The following is a 15910-nucleotide window of genomic DNA, read 5'->3' as shown; positions in this document are numbered from 1 at the left end:
GTTCGCACCGGTCAGGCGGTCTCGGGGCGGGCGGCGGCGACCGTGCGCGGCCGGGCGTCGGCGTCGGCGTGCACGTCGGCGAGGTCGCGGCCGCGCGTCTCGCGGGCGATGGCGACGGTGACGGTGGTGACGACCGCCGCCAGGCACATGTAGAGCGCGATCGGCGTGCCCGAGTCGTGGTCCTTCAGCAGCTCCACGGCGATGATCGGCGCGAGGGCCCCGGCGATGATGGACGACAGCTGGGAGCCCATGGACGCGCCGGTGTAGCGGACGCGGGTGTCGAACATCTCGGAGATGAAGGCGGCCTGCGGCCCGTACATCGCGCCGTGGAACAGCAGGCCGATCGTGACGGCCAGGGTGATGACGGGGAAGGACTTGCCGTCCACCAGGGCGAAGAACGCGAACGCCCACACCGCCATGCCGACCGAGCCGATCAGCGTGACCGGGCGGCGGCCGACGCGGTCCGACAGCGCGCCCCACAGCGGGATCGTGACGAAGTGGATCGCCGAGCCGATCAGCACCGCGTTCAGCGCCGTGCTCTTGCTCAGCTCCAGGTGGGTGGTGACGTACACCAGCAGGAACGAGGTGAGGATGTAGTAGGAGACGTTCTCGCCGAAGCGGGTGCCGATCGCGACCAGCACCTGCCGCCAGCTCTTCCTGAACACCTCGACGCCCGGCACGTGCGGGGTCTCGCCCGCGCGGGCCTTCGCCTCCAGGAACACCGGGGACTCCGACACCGAGACGCGGATCCACAGCCCGATGATCACCAGGACGCCGGACAGCAGGAACGGCACGCGCCAGCCCCACGACAGGAACGCCGCGTCCGACTGGACGGCCGCCAGCAGCGCCAGCACGCCGGTCGCCAGCAGGTTGCCGCCGGGCGCGCCCGACTGCGGCCAGGACGCCCAGAACCCGCGCCGCTCGGCCCCGCCGTGCTCGGACACGATCAGCACCGCGCCGCCCCACTCGCCGCCCAGCGCGAAGCCCTGCACGAGGCGCAGCAGCGTCAGCAGGATCGGGGCCCCGACGCCGATGGTGGCGTGGGTGGGCAGCAGGCCCATGGCGAAGGTCGCGCCGCCCATCATCAGCAGGCTGACCACCAGCAGCTTCTTGCGGCCGATCCGGTCGCCGAAGTGGCCGAACACGATCCCGCCCAGCGGCCGGGCCAGGAACCCGATCGCGTAGGTGGTGAACGCGATCAGCGTGCCGGTCAGCGGGTCGGCGGTCGGGAAAAACAGCTTGTTGAATACCAGCGCGGCGGCGCTGCCGTAGAGGAAGAAGTCGTACCACTCGACGGTGGTGCCGATCAGGGAGGCGCCGACGATGCGGCCGATGCCTCCCGAACGCGGAGCGGGCTGGGACATGAGGGGGTCTCCGTTGTTCGGTCGGGGTGGGGATCGGCCGAAGGGGGCGGCCGAGGGGGTGGGCCGAGAGGTCAGCCGGCGGTCCAGCCGCCGTCCAGGGGCAACGACGTGCCGGTGACGAAACCGGTGTGCGGGCCGCACAACCACAGCGCGGCCGCGGCGACCTCGTCCGGCTCGATCAGCCGTTTCAGGGGGGAACGGGCGAGCAGGACCTCGTCGAGCACGGCGTCGGCGCTGATGCCGTGCGCGGCGGCCTGCTCCTGGATCTGCCCCTCGACCAGGGGCGTGCGGACGTAGCCCGGGTTGACGCAGTTGCTGGTCACGCCGTGCGGCGCGCCTTCGAGGGCGGCGACCTTGCTGAGCCCCTCCAGGGCGTGCTTGGCGGCGACGTAGGCGGACTTGTAGGGGCTGGCGCGCAGGCCGTGCACGCTGGAGATGTTGACGATCCGCCCCCAGCCCCGGTCGTACATGTGCGGCAGGACGCGGCGCAGCAGCAGGAACGGCGCGGTCACCATGACCTGCTGGATGCGCGTGAAGCGGTCGGCGGGGAACTCGTGGATCGGCGCGACGTGCTGGAGCCCGGCGTTGTTCACCAGCACGTCGACCTCGGCGGGCAGCCCCTCGACGGTGAGGGCGTCGGCGAGGTCGGCGACGTGCGCGTGCCCGCCGATCGACGCGGCGACGTCCTTGGCCGCCGCCGCGTCGATGTCCACCACGTGCACGGTGGCCCCGGCGGCGGCGAACGCGACGGCGCAGGCGCGCCCGATGCCGCTGCCGCCGCCGGTGACCAGCACGGTCCGGCCGCCGAGATCCACACCCTGACCTGCGAGTGGACCGGGGGACGGTGAAGGGGAGCCGTTCGTCATGCTCGGAACTGTAAGGTGGGTCACACTCCGAGCCCATGGTGCGGGGCCACATACTCTGAGCCCCCGATGTGGAGTTCTCCTCCACATCGGGGGCCCGGTCGCCGCGTCCTTCAGGCCGTGCGGCGCAGCCCCACCTCCTGCTCGAACCACTCGATCGTGGCGCGCAGCCCTTCCTCGACCGTCACCTTCGGCTTCCAGCCGAGGACCTCGTGGGCGAGCGTGGTGTCGGGACGGCGCACCTTCGGGTCGTCCTCCGGGCGGTCGATGAACCGCACCTGCGACGACGAGCCGGTCAGCTCGATGATGAGCCGCGCCAGGTCCAGCATCGACGTCTCGAACGGGCTGCCGATGTTCATCGGCCCCGGGTGCTCGGACTCGGCGAGTTGCAGGATGCCGCGAACGGTGTCGTCCACGTAGCAGATGGACCGCGTCTGGCCGCCGTCGCCGGTCACGGTGAGCGGCTCCCCGGCCAGGGCCTGGCCCAGGAACGTCGGGATGGCGCGGCCGTCGTCGGGGCGCATCCGCGGGCCGTAGGTGTTGAAGATCCGCACGATCGCGGTGTCCAGCCCGCGGGAGTGCCGGAACGCCGAGGTGAGCGCCTCGCCGAACCGCTTGGCCTCGTCGTAGACGCTGCGCGGCCCGATCGGGTTGACGTTGCCCCAGTAGGACTCGGTCTGCGGGTGCTCCAGCGGGTCGCCGTAGACCTCGGAGGTGGAGGCCAGCAGGAAGCGGGCCCCCTTGCGCTCGGCGAGGTCCAGCGCGTGCCGCGTGCCCTGGCTGCCGACCTCCAGCGTCTGGATGGGCAGCCGCAGGTAGTCGGCGGGCGAGGCGGCCGAGGCGAAGTGGTACACCTCTGTCACCGGGCCCGGGACCTCCACCGGCGCGGTGACGTTGCAGCGCAGGAACTGGAAGCCGGGCCGCCCGCCGAGGTGGGCGATGTTCTGCGCGGTGCCGGTCAGCAGGTTGTCCAGGCACACCACCTCGGCCCCCTGGTCGAGCAGGGCCTCGCACAGGTGCGAGCCGAGGAAGCCCGCCCCGCCGGTCACCACGGCGCGTCTCGTGGTCGTCATGTCACTCCTTCCATGTCGGGCAGACGGTCCTGGGAGCGGGCGGTTCCGGCGAGCGTCCGCCGGGCCGCCCCCAGGGCGTCGGCCGTGGAGATCTCCAGCAGGCCCGGGTCGGGGCTGCCGCCGTGCGGGTCGCCGCGCCGCCCGGCCCACAACACCCGGTGTTGCGGGCGGTCCGGCGGCGGTCCCCACCAGGCGGGCGGGGTCGGGCCGAACAGCAGGACCGACGGGGTGCGGTAGGCGGTCGCGAGGTGGCCGGTCCCGGTGTCGCCGGACACCACCAGCCGGGCTCCGGCGATCAGGGCGGCCAGGTCGAGCAGGTCGGTGCGGCCCGACAGGTCGGCGTCCGGGGCGAGCCCGGCCAGCTCGACGACCTTGCGGGCGATCGCCGTCTCGGCCTGGCCTCCGGTGACGACCACCCGGTGGCCGTCGTCGCGCAGCGCGGCGGCGACGGCCGCGAACCGCTCGACGGGCCAGCGGCGCGACGGGAACGCCGCGCCCGGATGCACCACGACCGCGCCGGGCGCGGGCGAGGCGCGGGGCGGCGCGGGCAGGTCCAGGTCGTCGGGGTCGGCCGGGAACCCGTACGAGGAGACCAGGCGGCACCAGCGCCGGGCCTCGTGCTCGTCGGGGTTCCAGGCGGGCCCGTCGATGTCGGGCGAGCCGGGATGCGCAAACGCCAGCAGGCGGCGCGGTCGGGCCGGGCGCAGCAGGTCGTGGCTCTCGGGATTGCATCCGTGCAGGTCAACGGCCACGTCCACCGGCCCGGCGGGCGGCAGCGGCGCCAGCTCGACGCTGTGCAGCACGTCGTCCACGGCCCCCGACAGGCGGACCAGCGGTTCCAGGACGCGCGGCGCGGCCAGCGTGATCCGGTGCTCGGGCAGCCCGCGCCGCAACCCCCGCAGCGCCGGGACCGCCACCAGCAGGTCGCCGAGGCCGAGCGCGCGCAGCACCAGGGCCTGCGGCGCGCTCACCCGACGCCTCCCGCCGACGACAGCAGCCGGGTCGTGGACCGCCCCTCCAGCAGGGGCAGCAGCACCACCTCGCCGCCGTGGGCGCGCACGGCGTCGGCCTCCGGCAGCGGCTCCCCGGCGTAGTCGGCGCCCTTGACCCACACGTCGGGGCGCAGCCGCTCCAGCAGCGGGGCGGGCGTGTCGTCGTCGAACACCACGGTGGCGTCCACGGCGCTGAGCGCCTGGAGCACCCGCACCCGGTCGTCGGCGGTGGTGACGGGCCGGGTCGGGCCCTTGCGGCGGCGCACCGAGGCGTCGGAGTTGACGCACACGATCAGGCAGTCGCCGAGCCGCCGGGCCTGCTGGAGCAGGCTCACGTGCCCGGCGTGCAGCAGGTCGAAGCAGCCGCCGGTCGCGACCACCGTGCCGCCCGCCTGCCGGACGCGCTCGGCGGTGTCGAACGCGTCGCAGGCGCGGGCGGGCCGCAGGGCGGGCGAGCCGTCCTCGGCGAGCCGGGTGGCCAGCGCGAGCGCGCCGCCCGCGTTGACGAACTCCGAGGCGTAGCGCACCCCGGCGCTGACGGCCTCGGTCAGCTCGCCGCCGTCGGCGATGACCTGCGCGGCGCGCCCGGCGAAGCTGTCGCCCGCCCCGCACGGGTCGCCCACGGCGGGCTCGGCCGGGACCAGGAACGGCGTGCCGATGCCGTTGAACAGCAGCGCGCCGCTCGCGCCGAGCGTGACCGCCACTCCCGCGACGTTCCAGGTGTCGGCGAGGAACCGCGCGCGGCGGGCGGCGGCCGACGGCCCGGATCCGTCCACCTCGCCGCCCTCGGCGTCCGAGAGCCGCCGCGCCTCGTCCTCGTTGGGCGTCAGCAGGCGGGTGCCGGGGACGGGCGGCTCGCCGCGCGGGTGCGGGTCCCACACGACCGGCACCTGCGGCGCGAGCCCCGCCAGCAGGGACCGGACGGCCGCGTGCCGGGTCATGCCGCGCCCGTAGTCGGAGACCAGGATGGTGCCCGCGCCGCGCAGGGCGTCCATGACGGCGGGTCCGATCGGGCCGTCCACGGCCTCGCCCTCGCCGACGTCCAGGCGGGCGATCGACTGGCCGCCCGAGCGGATGCGCATCTTCTGGGGCGTGCCGCCTTGCAGGTGGAGCGGCACGACCTCCAGGTGCGGGTCGAGCAGCGAGCGGAGGCGGCGGCCCGCCTCGTCGTCGGCCAGCGCGGTGACGAGCTGCACGTCGCGGCCGTCGGCGGCGGCCAGCAGCGCCGCCAGGCCCGCGCCGCCGGGCCGGGCCCGCTCGACGGCCTGCTCGATGACCGGGACCGGTGCGTCCGGGCACAGCCGGTTGGCGCCGCCGATGATGTCGACGTCCATGAGGACGTCGCCCACCACCACCAGCGGCCCGCTCACCGCCGTGCCTCCAGCGACCGGTCCACCACGCCGCACAGTAGGTGCACGGCCGCCAAGTGGATCTCCTGCACGGTCGCCGAGCGCCGCGCCTCCACCGTGATCGCCTCGTCGCACGCCTCGCTGAGCGGGTTGGGGCCGGGCCCGGTGACGGCCCAGGCGGTGACGCCGAGCCGCCGGGCCACGTGCGCGGCGGCCAGCACGTTCGGGCTGTGGCCGCTGGTGGACAGGCAGAACAGCACGTCGCCGGGGCGGCCGTGCGCCTGCACCTGGCGGGCGAACACGTTGGTCAGGCCGTAGTCGTTGCTGAGCGCGGTGAAGGTGGAGGAGTCGCCGTGCAGCGGGATCGCCGCGAGCGGCCGCCGCTCGTCCTCGAAGCGGCCGACCAGCTCGGCGGTCAGGTGCTGGACCTCGGCGGCGCTGCCGCCGTTGCCGCAGGCCAGCAGCCGCCCGCCGCGGTCCAGCACGCGGGCGAGCCGCTGGCCCCAGCGCGTGATGGTCGGCGTCCAGGAGCGGAACCGCAGCGCGGCCTCGGCCAGCGCTTCCAGCCGCTCGTCCTCGGCGATCGTGGTCGTCGTCCGGTGCGTGGTGGTCGTCATGCTCGAACCTCTCCGTGCGCCATGGCCCTGGCGTAGACCTCCGTGGTGGCGAGCGCGACGCGGGCCCAGGAGTACCGGGTGCGCGCGCGCCGCCGGGCCTCCGCCCCCATCGCCGCGCGCCGGTCGGCGTCGGCCAGCAGCCCGTTGATCGTGTGCGCGGTCCCGGCGGGATCGCGCGGCGGCACCAGGACGCCGGTCGTGCCGTCCACGACGGTGTCGACGTGCCCGCCGACGCCGGTGGCGACGACCGGCGCGCCGCAGGCCATCGCCTCCAGCGGCACCATGCCGAACGGCTCGTACCAGGGCAGGGTGACCACCAGGTCGGCCGAGCGCAGCAGCGCCGGCACCTGGTCGCGGTCCTGCCGCCCGGTGAACTCCACCCGGCCCGCGACCCCGGCCTCGGCCGCGACCTCGCGCAGACGGCGCACCTCGGGGTCGCCCTCCAGCACGTGCCGGGGCGGGCCGCCCGCGACGACCAGCTCGGCGTCCGGGATGTGGGCCAGCGCCCGGATCGCGGTGTCCACGCCCTTGCGCTCGACCAGCCGGGACAGCGCGACCAGCCGGTGCCCGTCGCCGCGCGGCGCGGTGGGGCCGTCGTGGGTGAAACGCTCCAGGTCCACCCCGCACGGCACGACGATGATGTGCTCGCGGGGCACGCCCAGCTCGACCAGCTCGCGCGTCTCGTCGGAGCAGGTCGCGATGACGGCGTCCGCGCTCCGGCCGATCTCCCGCTCGCGGTCGATGCGCTCGGCCGGACTGGTGTCGCGGTCGCCCTGGTGGCGGCGCTTGACCGCGCCGAGCGCGTGGTAGGTCTGCACGACCGGCGGGCGCAGGCCGCCGGGCAGCCGCTCGGCGGCCTGGAGCGCGGCGAGCCCGCTCATCCAGAAGTGGGCGTGCACGACGTCGGGCGCGTCGTCGGCCCAGCGCGCCTGGAGGTAGCGGGCGAAGTCCGGCATCCACTTCAGCAGCCGGTCCTTGGGCACCTCCCCGGCGGGCCCGGCCGGGACGTGCTCGACCGTCACGCCCGGCGCGAGCCGCACGCGGGCGGGCTGGCCGGGGTCGTCGCGGCGGGTGTAGACCGTCACGTGGTGGCCCTGGCGGCCGAGCTCGGCGGCCAGGTCGGCGACGAACACGTTCTGCCCGCCGCCGTCGGCGCCGCCCAGGCCGCCCCAGGCGGCCAGCGGGCTGGCGTGTTCGGAGATCATGGCCACTTTCATCGGGTCACCTCGGTGAGCAGGCGCTCCCAGTCGCGGAGGAAACGGTCGAGCCCGTAGCGCTGGGTGGCGGCGGCCCGGCCCTCCTTCCCGAGCTGGCGGGCGCGTTCGGGATCGGCGATCAGCTCGCGGGCCGCCTCGGCGAGCCGGTCCACCCTGGTGCTCAGCACGCCCGCCTCCGGCGGCACCGCCTCCACGGCCTCGGTGGTGGCCAGCGCCACCACCGGCAGGCCGAGCATCATCGCCTCGATCAGCGACAGGCCGAGCGAGGTCCAGCGGTAGGGGTGCAGGTAGACGCGGCGGCGGGCGAGCTGGGCGTGCATCTGGTCCTGCGGCAGGTCCTCGAAGGTCCACAACCGCTCCGGCGGCACGCCGAGCCGTTCGGGCGCGCCGGACACGCGCATCCCGAACAGGTCGATCGGGACGTCGCGGGCCAGGCGCGGCAGCAGGTCGGTGCCGGTGACGCGGCCCCGCGACAGCGGGTCGTTGACGACCACCCCGGCGCGCGGCAGGTCCCCGGCGAACTGGTGGCCGGGATCGACGACGCCGTGCTCGATGACGGTGGTCGGCGCGCGCCCGCAGTTCCAGAACAGGTCGTTGAAGTGGGTGACGTGCACGACCGGGATGTCGGAGCGGTCGTGCAGCAGGTGGCGGCTGTCGGGCACGACCTCGTCGGGCCCGCCCACGTCGGAGGCGGTGCGGCGCGGGGTGTCGTGCTCGACGTAGACGGCCGGGACGTCGCGGCCGGGCCGCCGTCCCAGCCATCGTTCGGCCAGCTCCAGCTCGTGCGGCCGTTGCAGCACGACCACGTCCACGTCCTCCTCGCGCAGCCGGTCGTGCGGGACCTCCACGACGCGGTCGGGCCAGGGGAAGGTGCGGGCGCGGCCGAGGCCGTCGGGCCCCCGGTCGGGCGTGACCGGCACGAGCGTGGTCTGGGCCCCGTGCACGAACGAGGTGGCCCACGAACCGTGCACGTGCCACATCAGGACTCTCATCGGATGACCTCCTTCACGGCGGCGGCGACCTGGTCGGCGGTCACCGACGACAGGCAGGGGTGACCCGGGATCGGGCAGACCGTGGCCCGGGTGTCCTCGCAGGGGGCGTTCTGGTCGCCCAGCAGCACGGTCGGCACCCCGTAGGGGGCCCAGCGCGCGGCGGGCACGGTCGGCGCGAACAGCGACACGACGGGCGCGCCGACGGCCGCCGCCAGGTGCGCGGGGCCGGTGTTGCCCGCCACGACGGCGTCCGCGCCCGCCAGCACCGCCGCCAGCTCCAGCAGCGAGGTGCGTCCGCCCAGGTCGAGCCCGTCGGCCCCGGCGACCTCGGCGGTCAGCTCCTTCTCCTCCCGGTGGCCGGTGACCACGACGCGGCGTCCCTCGGCGGCGAGCACGCGGACGGCCTCGGCGCACCGTTGCGGCGGCCAGGCCCGCGCGGGCACCGACGTCCCGGGGTGGACCACGACGTAGCCGGGCCCTCCGGTGAGCGCGTCCACGTCCGGCAGCGGCCCTTTGATCCGCAGCCGGGTGTCGGCGGGCGCGGGGAACCCGGCGTCGGCGGCCAGCGCGAGCATCCGTTCGGGCTCGGGGACGTCGCTCTCGCAGCGGTGCCGCAGGTCCAGCAGGGAGCCGGGGTAGTCGTCGCTGATCCCGCCGATCCACCCGACGCCCGCCAGCCGCAACACCAGGGCCAGCGGCAGCGGCGACTGGTGGAACGAGGTGAAGATCAGCGCCCGGTCCACGCCCCGCACCAGCTCGGTGAGCCGGTCGAGTTCGGCGGCCTCCACCGGGCCGGGCTCGGGGTCGATCCACGGCGCGCACCACTCGACGACGCGGTCCACGCCCGGCAGCAGGTCGGCGGCGGCCCGGCCGCGCGGCCCGCAGAGCATGACCACCTCGTCGGCGCGGTCGGCGACCGCCCGGACGGCGGGCCCCGACAGCAGCACGTCGCCGAGGTTGTCCAGGCGGACGACCAGCACCCTCACCGGGCCGTCCTCCGGACGCCCCGGGCGCTCCGGGCCCGCCGGGCGCCCAGCACCAGGTCCACGGCGGCGGCGAGGTCGCCGGCGACCTCGCGGGCGGCGCTGACCTCCTCGGGCCGGGTCCGGCCGGTCGGCACCAGGATGCCGCGCGCCCCGGCGGCGGCCGCGGCCTGCATGTCGCCGCCGATGTCGCCGATGACCACGCAGTCGGCCGGGTCCGCGCCGAGCCGGGCGGCGGCCCGCTCGATCAGGCCGGGGCGGGGCTTGCGGCAGCCGCAACCGTCGGCGTTGTCGTGCGGGCAGAACTCCCACACGTCGAAGCCGCCGAGCAGTTCCTCGACGCGGGCGTTGACGCGCAGCACGTCCTTGGCGGTGATACGGCCCTTGGCGACGCCGGACTGGTTGGAGACCACGCCGACGCGCACGCCGTTGCGGCGCAGCCGGTCCAGGGCGTCGCGCGCGCCGGGCATCGGCTCGACGCGCGCGGGGTCGCCGTTGTAGGGCACGTCGCGGATCAGGGTGTCGTCCCGGTCGAACAGCACCACCGGCCGCGACCCCCAGGGCCCGGCGGTCCGGTGCGCCAGCGTGCCGCGCAGCCGGTGGCCGATGGCGGCGGGCGGGATCGCGACGCTGGTGACCAGCATCCGGGCCGTCTCCCCGGCGGTGCGGGGGCCGGGCCGCAGCCGGACGGCGGCGAACTCGGCGGTCAGCGCGGCCCAGGCGGCGACCGCGCCGAGCGCGACCGCGCGTCCTGCCGGGCGTCGCAGGGCGGGGACGGCGGCCAGGGCCGCCAGCGCGGCGGCGGTGGTCAGGACGTGGCGGCCGAAGCGCCCGTTGTGCTCCTGCGCCCGCTCGCGCCAGTCGCGGCCGTGCAGGCGCGTCATCAGGACGTCGTCGGCGTTGCCCTTCTGCATCCGCAACGAGATCCAGAACCCGGCGGGCCGCGCCGGGTGGGTGATGCGCCGCTCGCCGCGCACCAGGCGGAACCCGGCGTCGAGCACGCGCAGCGCCAGGTCGGCGTCCTCGCGGAAGGCGCGGCGGAACCGCTCGTCGAAGCCGCCGGTCGCGGCGAGCACCTTGCGGCGGTAGGCCATGTCGGCGGTGATCCAGGCCGCCTCCTCAAGACCGGCGGTGTTGCGCTCCCAGTCGGTCGGGCGGCGGTCGGGCGGCAGCGGCACGGTGACGCGGCCCTGGGAACCGGCGACCTCGGGCGGCAGCCCGGCGAGGTCGGCGGCCAGGTCGGCGGCCCATTCCGGGGATGGCACGACGTCGTCGTCCAGGAAGACGGTCCAGTCGGCCTTCGTCGCGGCCCAGCCGGTGTTGCGGGCGGCGGCGGGACCGCGCCCGCCCGAGCGCAGCACCCGGACCAGCGGCCCGGTGTGGTCGGGCAGCGGCAGCGGCGGGCCCGCGTCGGGACGGTCGTCCACCAGCCAGATCGCCTTCGGGCCCGGCCCGGGGGCCGCCTCGATCGACGCCAGCAGCGCTTCCAGCATGACGCCGAGGCTGTGACGGCCGATGGTCGGGACCACGATCTCGTAAGACGGCGGCCGGCTCACCGGTCGAACACCTCCCGGCGGCGGACCACGTACGGGCCGATGGCCAGCAGGTCCACCGGGGCCGAGCCGAAGCACTCCAGCGCGTCGCGCGGGTCGTCCACCATCGGGCGGCCGGCGGTGTTGAGGCTGGTGTTGACGACCACCGGCAGGCCGGTGCGGGCCTCGAAGGACCGCAGCAGGGCGGCGACCAGCGGCTCCTGCTCGCGGTCGATGGTCTGGATGCGGGCGGTGCCGTCCACGTGCACCACGGCCGGGATGCGGTCGCGCCACTCGGGCTTCACGTCGTGGACGAACAACATGTACGGGCTCGGGATCGGCCCGTCGAAGATCTCGGCGGCGCGGTCCAGGGCCACCATCGGCGCGACGGGCCGGAACTGCTCGCGGCCCTTGACGTCGTTGAGGCGCTCCAGGTTGTCGGCGTTGCCGGGGTGGGCCATCAGCGAGCGGTGGCCCAGGGCGCGCGGCCCGTACTCGCTGCGGCCCTGGAACCAGGCGACGATCTCGTCGCGGGCCAGCGCGTCGGCGACGGTGGCGGCCAGGTCGGCGGGCCGGTGGTAGGGCACGTGCGCGGTGTCGAGCCAGCGGGCCAGCTCGGCGTCGTCCCACTGGCGGCCGAGCGCCGCGCCGGGCATCGCGCTGATGGTGTCGCCGGACTCGGCGGCCACGTGCAGGGCCGCGCCGAGGGCCGTCCCGGCGTCACCGGCGGCGGGCTGGACCCAGATCTCCTCGTAGGGGCCCTCGGCGGCGAGCTTGGAGTTGGCGACGCAGTTGAGCGCCACGCCGCCCGCCATCGTCAGGCGGCGCGAGCCGGTGCGGCCGTGCAGCCAGGTGGCGAGGTCGAGCAGCACCTCCTCCAGCCGGAGCTGGACGCTGGCGGCGAGGTCGGCGTGGTCCTCGGTCCACGCCTCGTCGGCGCGCAGCGGCTTGGCCAGCGCCGACCAGTCGATGCGGCCGACCTCGAAGCCGCCGTCGTCGCGGGCGTACACCTGGGCGCGCAGGTCGTCGGCGAAGCGCGGCGTGCCGTAGGACGCCATCGCCATGACCTTGTACTCGTCGCAGGAGCGCAGGAACCCCAGGTGCTGGGTGAGGTCCTCGTACATCAGGCCGAGCGAGTGCGGGAGCTTCTGCGCGCCCAGCGTGATGAGCGCGCTGTCGGCGTAGGTCCCGGCGAGGTGCGAGTGCGACTCGCCGCGCCCGTCCAGGACGAGGACGTCGCCGTCACCGGGGACGGGGGCCGCGAGCCCGGCGGACGCGGCGTGCGCCACGTGGTGCGGGACGTAGCGGAAGATGCCGGGGTCGAGGCCGGGCAGCGCGGTCGCCAGCATGGACGGGGCCTGGGTGGCGTAGAGGGTGCGCAACTTCTCCCACTCGCCCTCGTGGCCCTCCAGTCCGGGCTCGACGAGCGACGGGTCGTAGGAGTAGGCCACCGCGTCGAGGTCGCCCGGTTCGAGGCCGGCCTCCTGGAGGCACCACTGGGCGGCTTTCTCCGGCAGTTCCCACGCCGAGAAGGCATAGGGGCGCTTGCCGTGTTTGCGGCGGCTGAACCTTTCCTCCTCGGCGGCGGCGACCACCTGGCCGTCCACCACAAGGGCGGCGGCGGGGTCGTGGAAAATGGCATTGATCCCCAGAACACGCATGCGATCTCCGATACGCGGCAACGGGCAGGAGCCGGTCCACGGCCGTGGAAATCGGCCGGAACCGCTGGCCTAGCGGGGTCCTCACGGGTCGACGTCGCAATAAATGCGAGGAATTCTTATCGCCCGAAATGCTTACTACCCGCGCTTAGAGCAGCAAACGACGGTTCTGACGGGCTTTGCCATCAGATAAGTAACAGTGGTACTGCCTGATACTGTGAGATAGCAGAAGAAATCGCATATGCAAGGCACGGCCGGGGTATCAGCAACCTCATGCAGTGCAGTGTTGTAGTGATCACGCACGGCCGCCGCGAGAGCCTGCTGGCCACCCTCGGACGACTGCGGGACCTGCCGGAGAAGCCGCCGGTGCTGGTGGTGGACAACGCCTCCCAGGACGGGTCGGCCGAGGCCGTCGCCGAGCGGTTCCCGGAGTTCACGTTGCTCCGGGCGCCCCGCAACCTCGGCGCGGTGGCCCGCAACCTCGCGGCCGACCACGTGCGGACCCCGTACATGGCCTTCTGCGACGACGACACCTGGTGGGCCCCGGGGGCGTTGCCGCGCGCGGCGGCCCTGCTGGAGGCCCATCCGGGGATCGGCGTGGTGACGGGCCGCATCCTGGTGGAGCCCGGCGGCGTCGAGGACCCGATCGTGCCGGAGCTGCGCGACTCGCCCGTCCCGGGGCCGTCCTGGCTTCCCGGGCCGGCGCTCGGCTCGTTCCTGGCGGGGGCGTCCGCGCTGCGGACCTCGGCCTTCCGCTCGGTGGGCGGCTTCTCGCCGCGCCTGTGGCTGGGCGGGGAGGAGGAGCTGCTCGCCGCCGACCTGCTCACGGCGGGCTGGCAGCTCTGCTACGCCGAGGACGTCGTCGTGCACCACCAGCCGTCGCCGCTGCGCGACCCGCACCTGCGCCGCCGCCACGGCATCCGCAACACGTTGTGGACGACGTGGCTGCGCCGCCCGGTCGGCAGCGCGCTGCGGCGCACCGGCGGGCTGCTGCGCACGGTCCCGCGCGACCGGATCACCGCGCACGCCCTCGTCGAGGCCGCCGCGGGCATCCCGTGGGTGCTGCGCGAGCGGGTCCCGGTGCCGCCCGGCGTCGAGTCGCGGCTGCGCACGCTGGAGGGGCCGCAGCGCAGGTCACGTGCCCGCCGCTATGTCAGCTAGGAGACACGCGTGTCCGATGTGACGATCGTCGTCGCCACCCGCGACCGGGGGCCGGAGCTGCGCCGCAGCCTGGGCGAGCATGACGCGCCGGTCATCGTGGTGGACAACGCCTCGGCCGACGACACCGCCGAGGCGGCGCTCGCCGCCGGGGCCCGGGTGGTCCGGTCGCCCCGCAACCTGGGGGCCGCCGCCCGCAACCTCGGGGTGCGCGCGGCCGACACCCGGTACGTCGCCTTCGCCGACGACGACTCGTGGTGGGCGCCCGGCTCGCTGGGGAAGGCCGTGGCGCTCATGGACGGGCACCCGCGCACGGCGCTGCTGGCGGCGCGGGTCCTGGTCGGGCCGGAGGAGGCCGTCGACCCGGTGTCGGACCTGATGGCCCGCGCGCCGCTGGGCAGCCCGGCCGACCTGCCGGGGCCGTCGATCCTGGGGTTCCTGGCGTGCTCGATCATCGTGCGGCGGGAAGCGTTCCTGGCGGTGGGGGGCTTCTCGGAGGTGCTGCACTTCGGCGGCGAGGAGGAGTTGCTCGCGCTCGATCTCGCGGCGGCGGGGCTGGGGCTGGCGTACGTGCCGGAGCTGATCGTCCATCACCACCCGTCGGTCCACGGGCGTGATCCGGCGGGTCGTCGTCGGCTGGAGGTCCGGAACCGGCTGCTCACCGCGTGGTTGCGCCGCCCGTTGCCCGCGCTCGGCCGGATCGCCCTGACCAGCATGGGGACGCCGCACGGCCGTCGTGGTCTGGCTGACGCCGTGCGGACCTTGCCCGTGGTGGCGCGGGCGCGCCGTCCGGTTCCCCACGCGGTGGAGGCGGCGCGGGCGAGCCTCGCGGCTTATTGAGGCGAACCACGTTCGGCCCGGCGCTACGATCAGCCACGATGCTTAAAGACGACAGAGTAGAACCGCCCCGCGAGGGCGACGAGCTGGCCACGCTGCACGCCTTCCTGGACTACCAGCGCGAGACGTTGGCGATGAAGTGCGCCGGGCTGACCACCGAGCAGTTGCGCGAACCCGCCGTGCCGCCGTCCACGTTGACGTTGCTGGGCCTGGTGCGGCACATGGCCGACGTCGAGTGGAACTGGTTCCAGAAGGTGATGGGCGGCGCGGCGGGCCCGCGCCCCTGGGGCCTGGGCACGGACGGCACGCCCGCCTTCGACGCCGCCGACGCCGACCCCGACGAGGTGTTCGCGGCCTGGCGCGCCGAGTGCGAGCGTTCCCGCGCCATGGTGGCCGCCGCCGAGTCGCTGGCCGTCACCGGCCTGCACCGCACGGGCGTGGTCTCGCTGCGCTGGGTGCTCTGCCACATGCTGGAGGAGTACTCGCGGCACAACGGCCACGCCGACCTGCTGCGCGAGCGGATCGACGGCTCCACCGGGGAGTGAGCCGGGTCGCCGGTCAGGGGAGGCGGGCGAAGGCGCGGACCGGGATGGACCCGAAGCCGGCGACGCGCAGCGGCACGGCGGTGAAGCGCGCCCCCGTCTTGGGCAGCAGATCCAGGCCGGTCAGGTTCTCCACGATGGGGACGCCAGCGCCCAGCAGCAGCGTGTGCGCGGGACGTTGCCCGTCGCCGGTGTCGTCCACGTTGGCCGCGTCGATGCCGACCAGCACCACGTTCTGCTCGATCAGCCAGGACGCGGCGGCGCGGGTCAGGAAGCGCGGGGCGGCGGTGTAGGCCGGGGTGTCGAAGCGTTCGGCGTCGCCGGTGTACAGGAGCACCGCCGCGCCCCGCACGTCGTGCTTCTCCAGGATCTCCACACCGATCGCGTCCTTCGCGTCGCGGACGTCGATGACGATCGCGGGCAGGTCCACCGTGCGCTCCAGCGGCACGCCGGTGAGGTCGGCCCCGTCCGGGTAGCGGTGGAACGGCGCGTCCAGATAGGTGCCGGTGCCGCCGACCATGCTGATGCGGTCGATGGTGAACTCGGTGCCCGGCGCGTAGATCTCGCGGGACGCCTCGCGCGTCAGGTAGGGGCTGACGGCGGGCTCCGGGAGGTTGGGCGCGGTGCGCATGCCGTCCCGGACGACGTGGTTCAGCTCCACGAACGCGCCGGACGCCTGCTGCTGGTTCATTGGTCTCCGATCTGCGGGGGAAGCCCATGGTCTCGCGGGCTT

At 74.9% G+C, this 15910-nt stretch carries 15 protein-coding genes; 3 read left to right on the top strand and 12 right to left on the bottom strand.

What is annotated here, in order from left to right; genetic code table 11:
* Positions 1-11: 11 nt before the first annotated feature.
* From AH6_RS06510 to AH6_RS06460, 11 genes are all read right to left on the bottom strand, one after another.
* Positions 12-1364, bottom strand: a complete 1353-nt coding sequence (locus tag AH6_RS06510; protein WP_067475202.1) for an MFS transporter — start codon at positions 1362-1364, stop codon at positions 12-14.
* Between the two features lie 71 nt (positions 1365-1435).
* Entirely contained in the window at positions 1436-2230 is a 795-nt protein-coding gene (locus tag AH6_RS06505; protein ID WP_067475199.1) for a 3-hydroxybutyrate dehydrogenase, read from the bottom strand.
* 110 nt (positions 2231-2340) lie between these two features.
* Positions 2341-3300, bottom strand: a complete 960-nt coding sequence (locus AH6_RS06500) for a UDP-glucuronic acid decarboxylase family protein (protein WP_067475196.1) — start codon at positions 3298-3300, stop codon at positions 2341-2343.
* Positions 3297-4271: a glycosyltransferase family 9 protein gene (locus AH6_RS06495; RefSeq protein WP_157431302.1), complete on the bottom strand. Its 975-nt coding sequence runs from the start codon at positions 4269-4271 to the stop codon at positions 3297-3299. The genes AH6_RS06500 and AH6_RS06495 overlap by 4 nt, the downstream gene beginning before the upstream one ends.
* Positions 4268-5662, bottom strand: a complete 1395-nt coding sequence (gene rfaE2, locus AH6_RS06490) for a D-glycero-beta-D-manno-heptose 1-phosphate adenylyltransferase (protein WP_245679202.1) — start codon at positions 5660-5662, stop codon at positions 4268-4270. Before rfaE2 ends, AH6_RS06495 begins: the two co-directional genes overlap by 4 nt.
* The gene (locus tag AH6_RS06485) at positions 5659-6258 is read right to left on the bottom strand and encodes a D-sedoheptulose-7-phosphate isomerase (protein WP_067475193.1); all 600 of its coding nucleotides are present in this window, start codon (positions 6256-6258) and stop codon (positions 5659-5661) included. Before AH6_RS06485 ends, rfaE2 begins: the two co-directional genes overlap by 4 nt.
* Positions 6255-7475 (bottom strand): glycosyltransferase, encoded by a 1221-nt coding sequence (locus AH6_RS06480; protein ID WP_067475190.1) that lies wholly within the window; start codon positions 7473-7475, stop codon positions 6255-6257. Before AH6_RS06480 ends, AH6_RS06485 begins: the two co-directional genes overlap by 4 nt.
* On the bottom strand, positions 7472-8467 hold the full coding sequence (locus AH6_RS06475) for a glycosyltransferase family 4 protein (protein WP_067475188.1): 996 nt from the start codon (positions 8465-8467) through the stop codon (positions 7472-7474). Before AH6_RS06475 ends, AH6_RS06480 begins: the two co-directional genes overlap by 4 nt.
* Positions 8464-9453, bottom strand: a complete 990-nt coding sequence (locus AH6_RS06470; RefSeq protein WP_067475186.1) for a glycosyltransferase family 9 protein — start codon at positions 9451-9453, stop codon at positions 8464-8466. Before AH6_RS06470 ends, AH6_RS06475 begins: the two co-directional genes overlap by 4 nt.
* Positions 9450-11006 (bottom strand): HAD-IIIA family hydrolase, encoded by a 1557-nt coding sequence (locus AH6_RS06465; RefSeq protein WP_083982308.1) that lies wholly within the window; start codon positions 11004-11006, stop codon positions 9450-9452. Before AH6_RS06465 ends, AH6_RS06470 begins: the two co-directional genes overlap by 4 nt.
* Positions 11003-12643: a carbamoyltransferase family protein gene (locus tag AH6_RS06460; protein WP_067475183.1), complete on the bottom strand. Its 1641-nt coding sequence runs from the start codon at positions 12641-12643 to the stop codon at positions 11003-11005. The genes AH6_RS06465 and AH6_RS06460 overlap by 4 nt, the downstream gene beginning before the upstream one ends.
* A 270-nt stretch (positions 12644-12913) precedes the next feature.
* Here AH6_RS06460 and AH6_RS06455 point away from each other — a divergent pair, with 270 nt between their 5' ends.
* Genes AH6_RS06455 through AH6_RS06445 form a run of 3 tightly spaced genes read left to right on the top strand, consistent with a single transcriptional unit; the run spans position 12914 to position 15180 of the window.
* Positions 12914-13801: a glycosyltransferase family 2 protein gene (locus AH6_RS06455; protein ID WP_067475180.1), complete on the top strand. Its 888-nt coding sequence runs from the start codon at positions 12914-12916 to the stop codon at positions 13799-13801.
* Positions 13802-13810: 9 nt separating this feature from the next.
* Entirely contained in the window at positions 13811-14638 is an 828-nt protein-coding gene (locus AH6_RS06450; RefSeq protein ID WP_083982306.1) for a glycosyltransferase family 2 protein, read from the top strand.
* 38 nt (positions 14639-14676) lie between these two features.
* Entirely contained in the window at positions 14677-15180 is a 504-nt protein-coding gene (locus AH6_RS06445; protein ID WP_067475177.1) for a DinB family protein, read from the top strand.
* Between the two features lie 13 nt (positions 15181-15193).
* Here the strand turns inward: AH6_RS06445 and AH6_RS06440 are convergent, their stop codons facing one another.
* A complete protein-coding gene (locus AH6_RS06440; RefSeq protein WP_067475170.1) occupies positions 15194-15868 on the bottom strand; it encodes a cyclase family protein in 675 nt (224 codons plus the stop codon).
* Positions 15869-15910: the final 42 nt, after the last annotated feature.

The sequence above is a fragment of the Actinomadura hibisca NBRC 15177 genome (assembly GCF_001552635.1).
GTDB lineage: Bacteria > Actinomycetota > Actinomycetes > Streptosporangiales > Streptosporangiaceae > Spirillospora > Spirillospora hibisca.
This window is presented reverse-complemented; position numbering and strand designations above follow the sequence as displayed.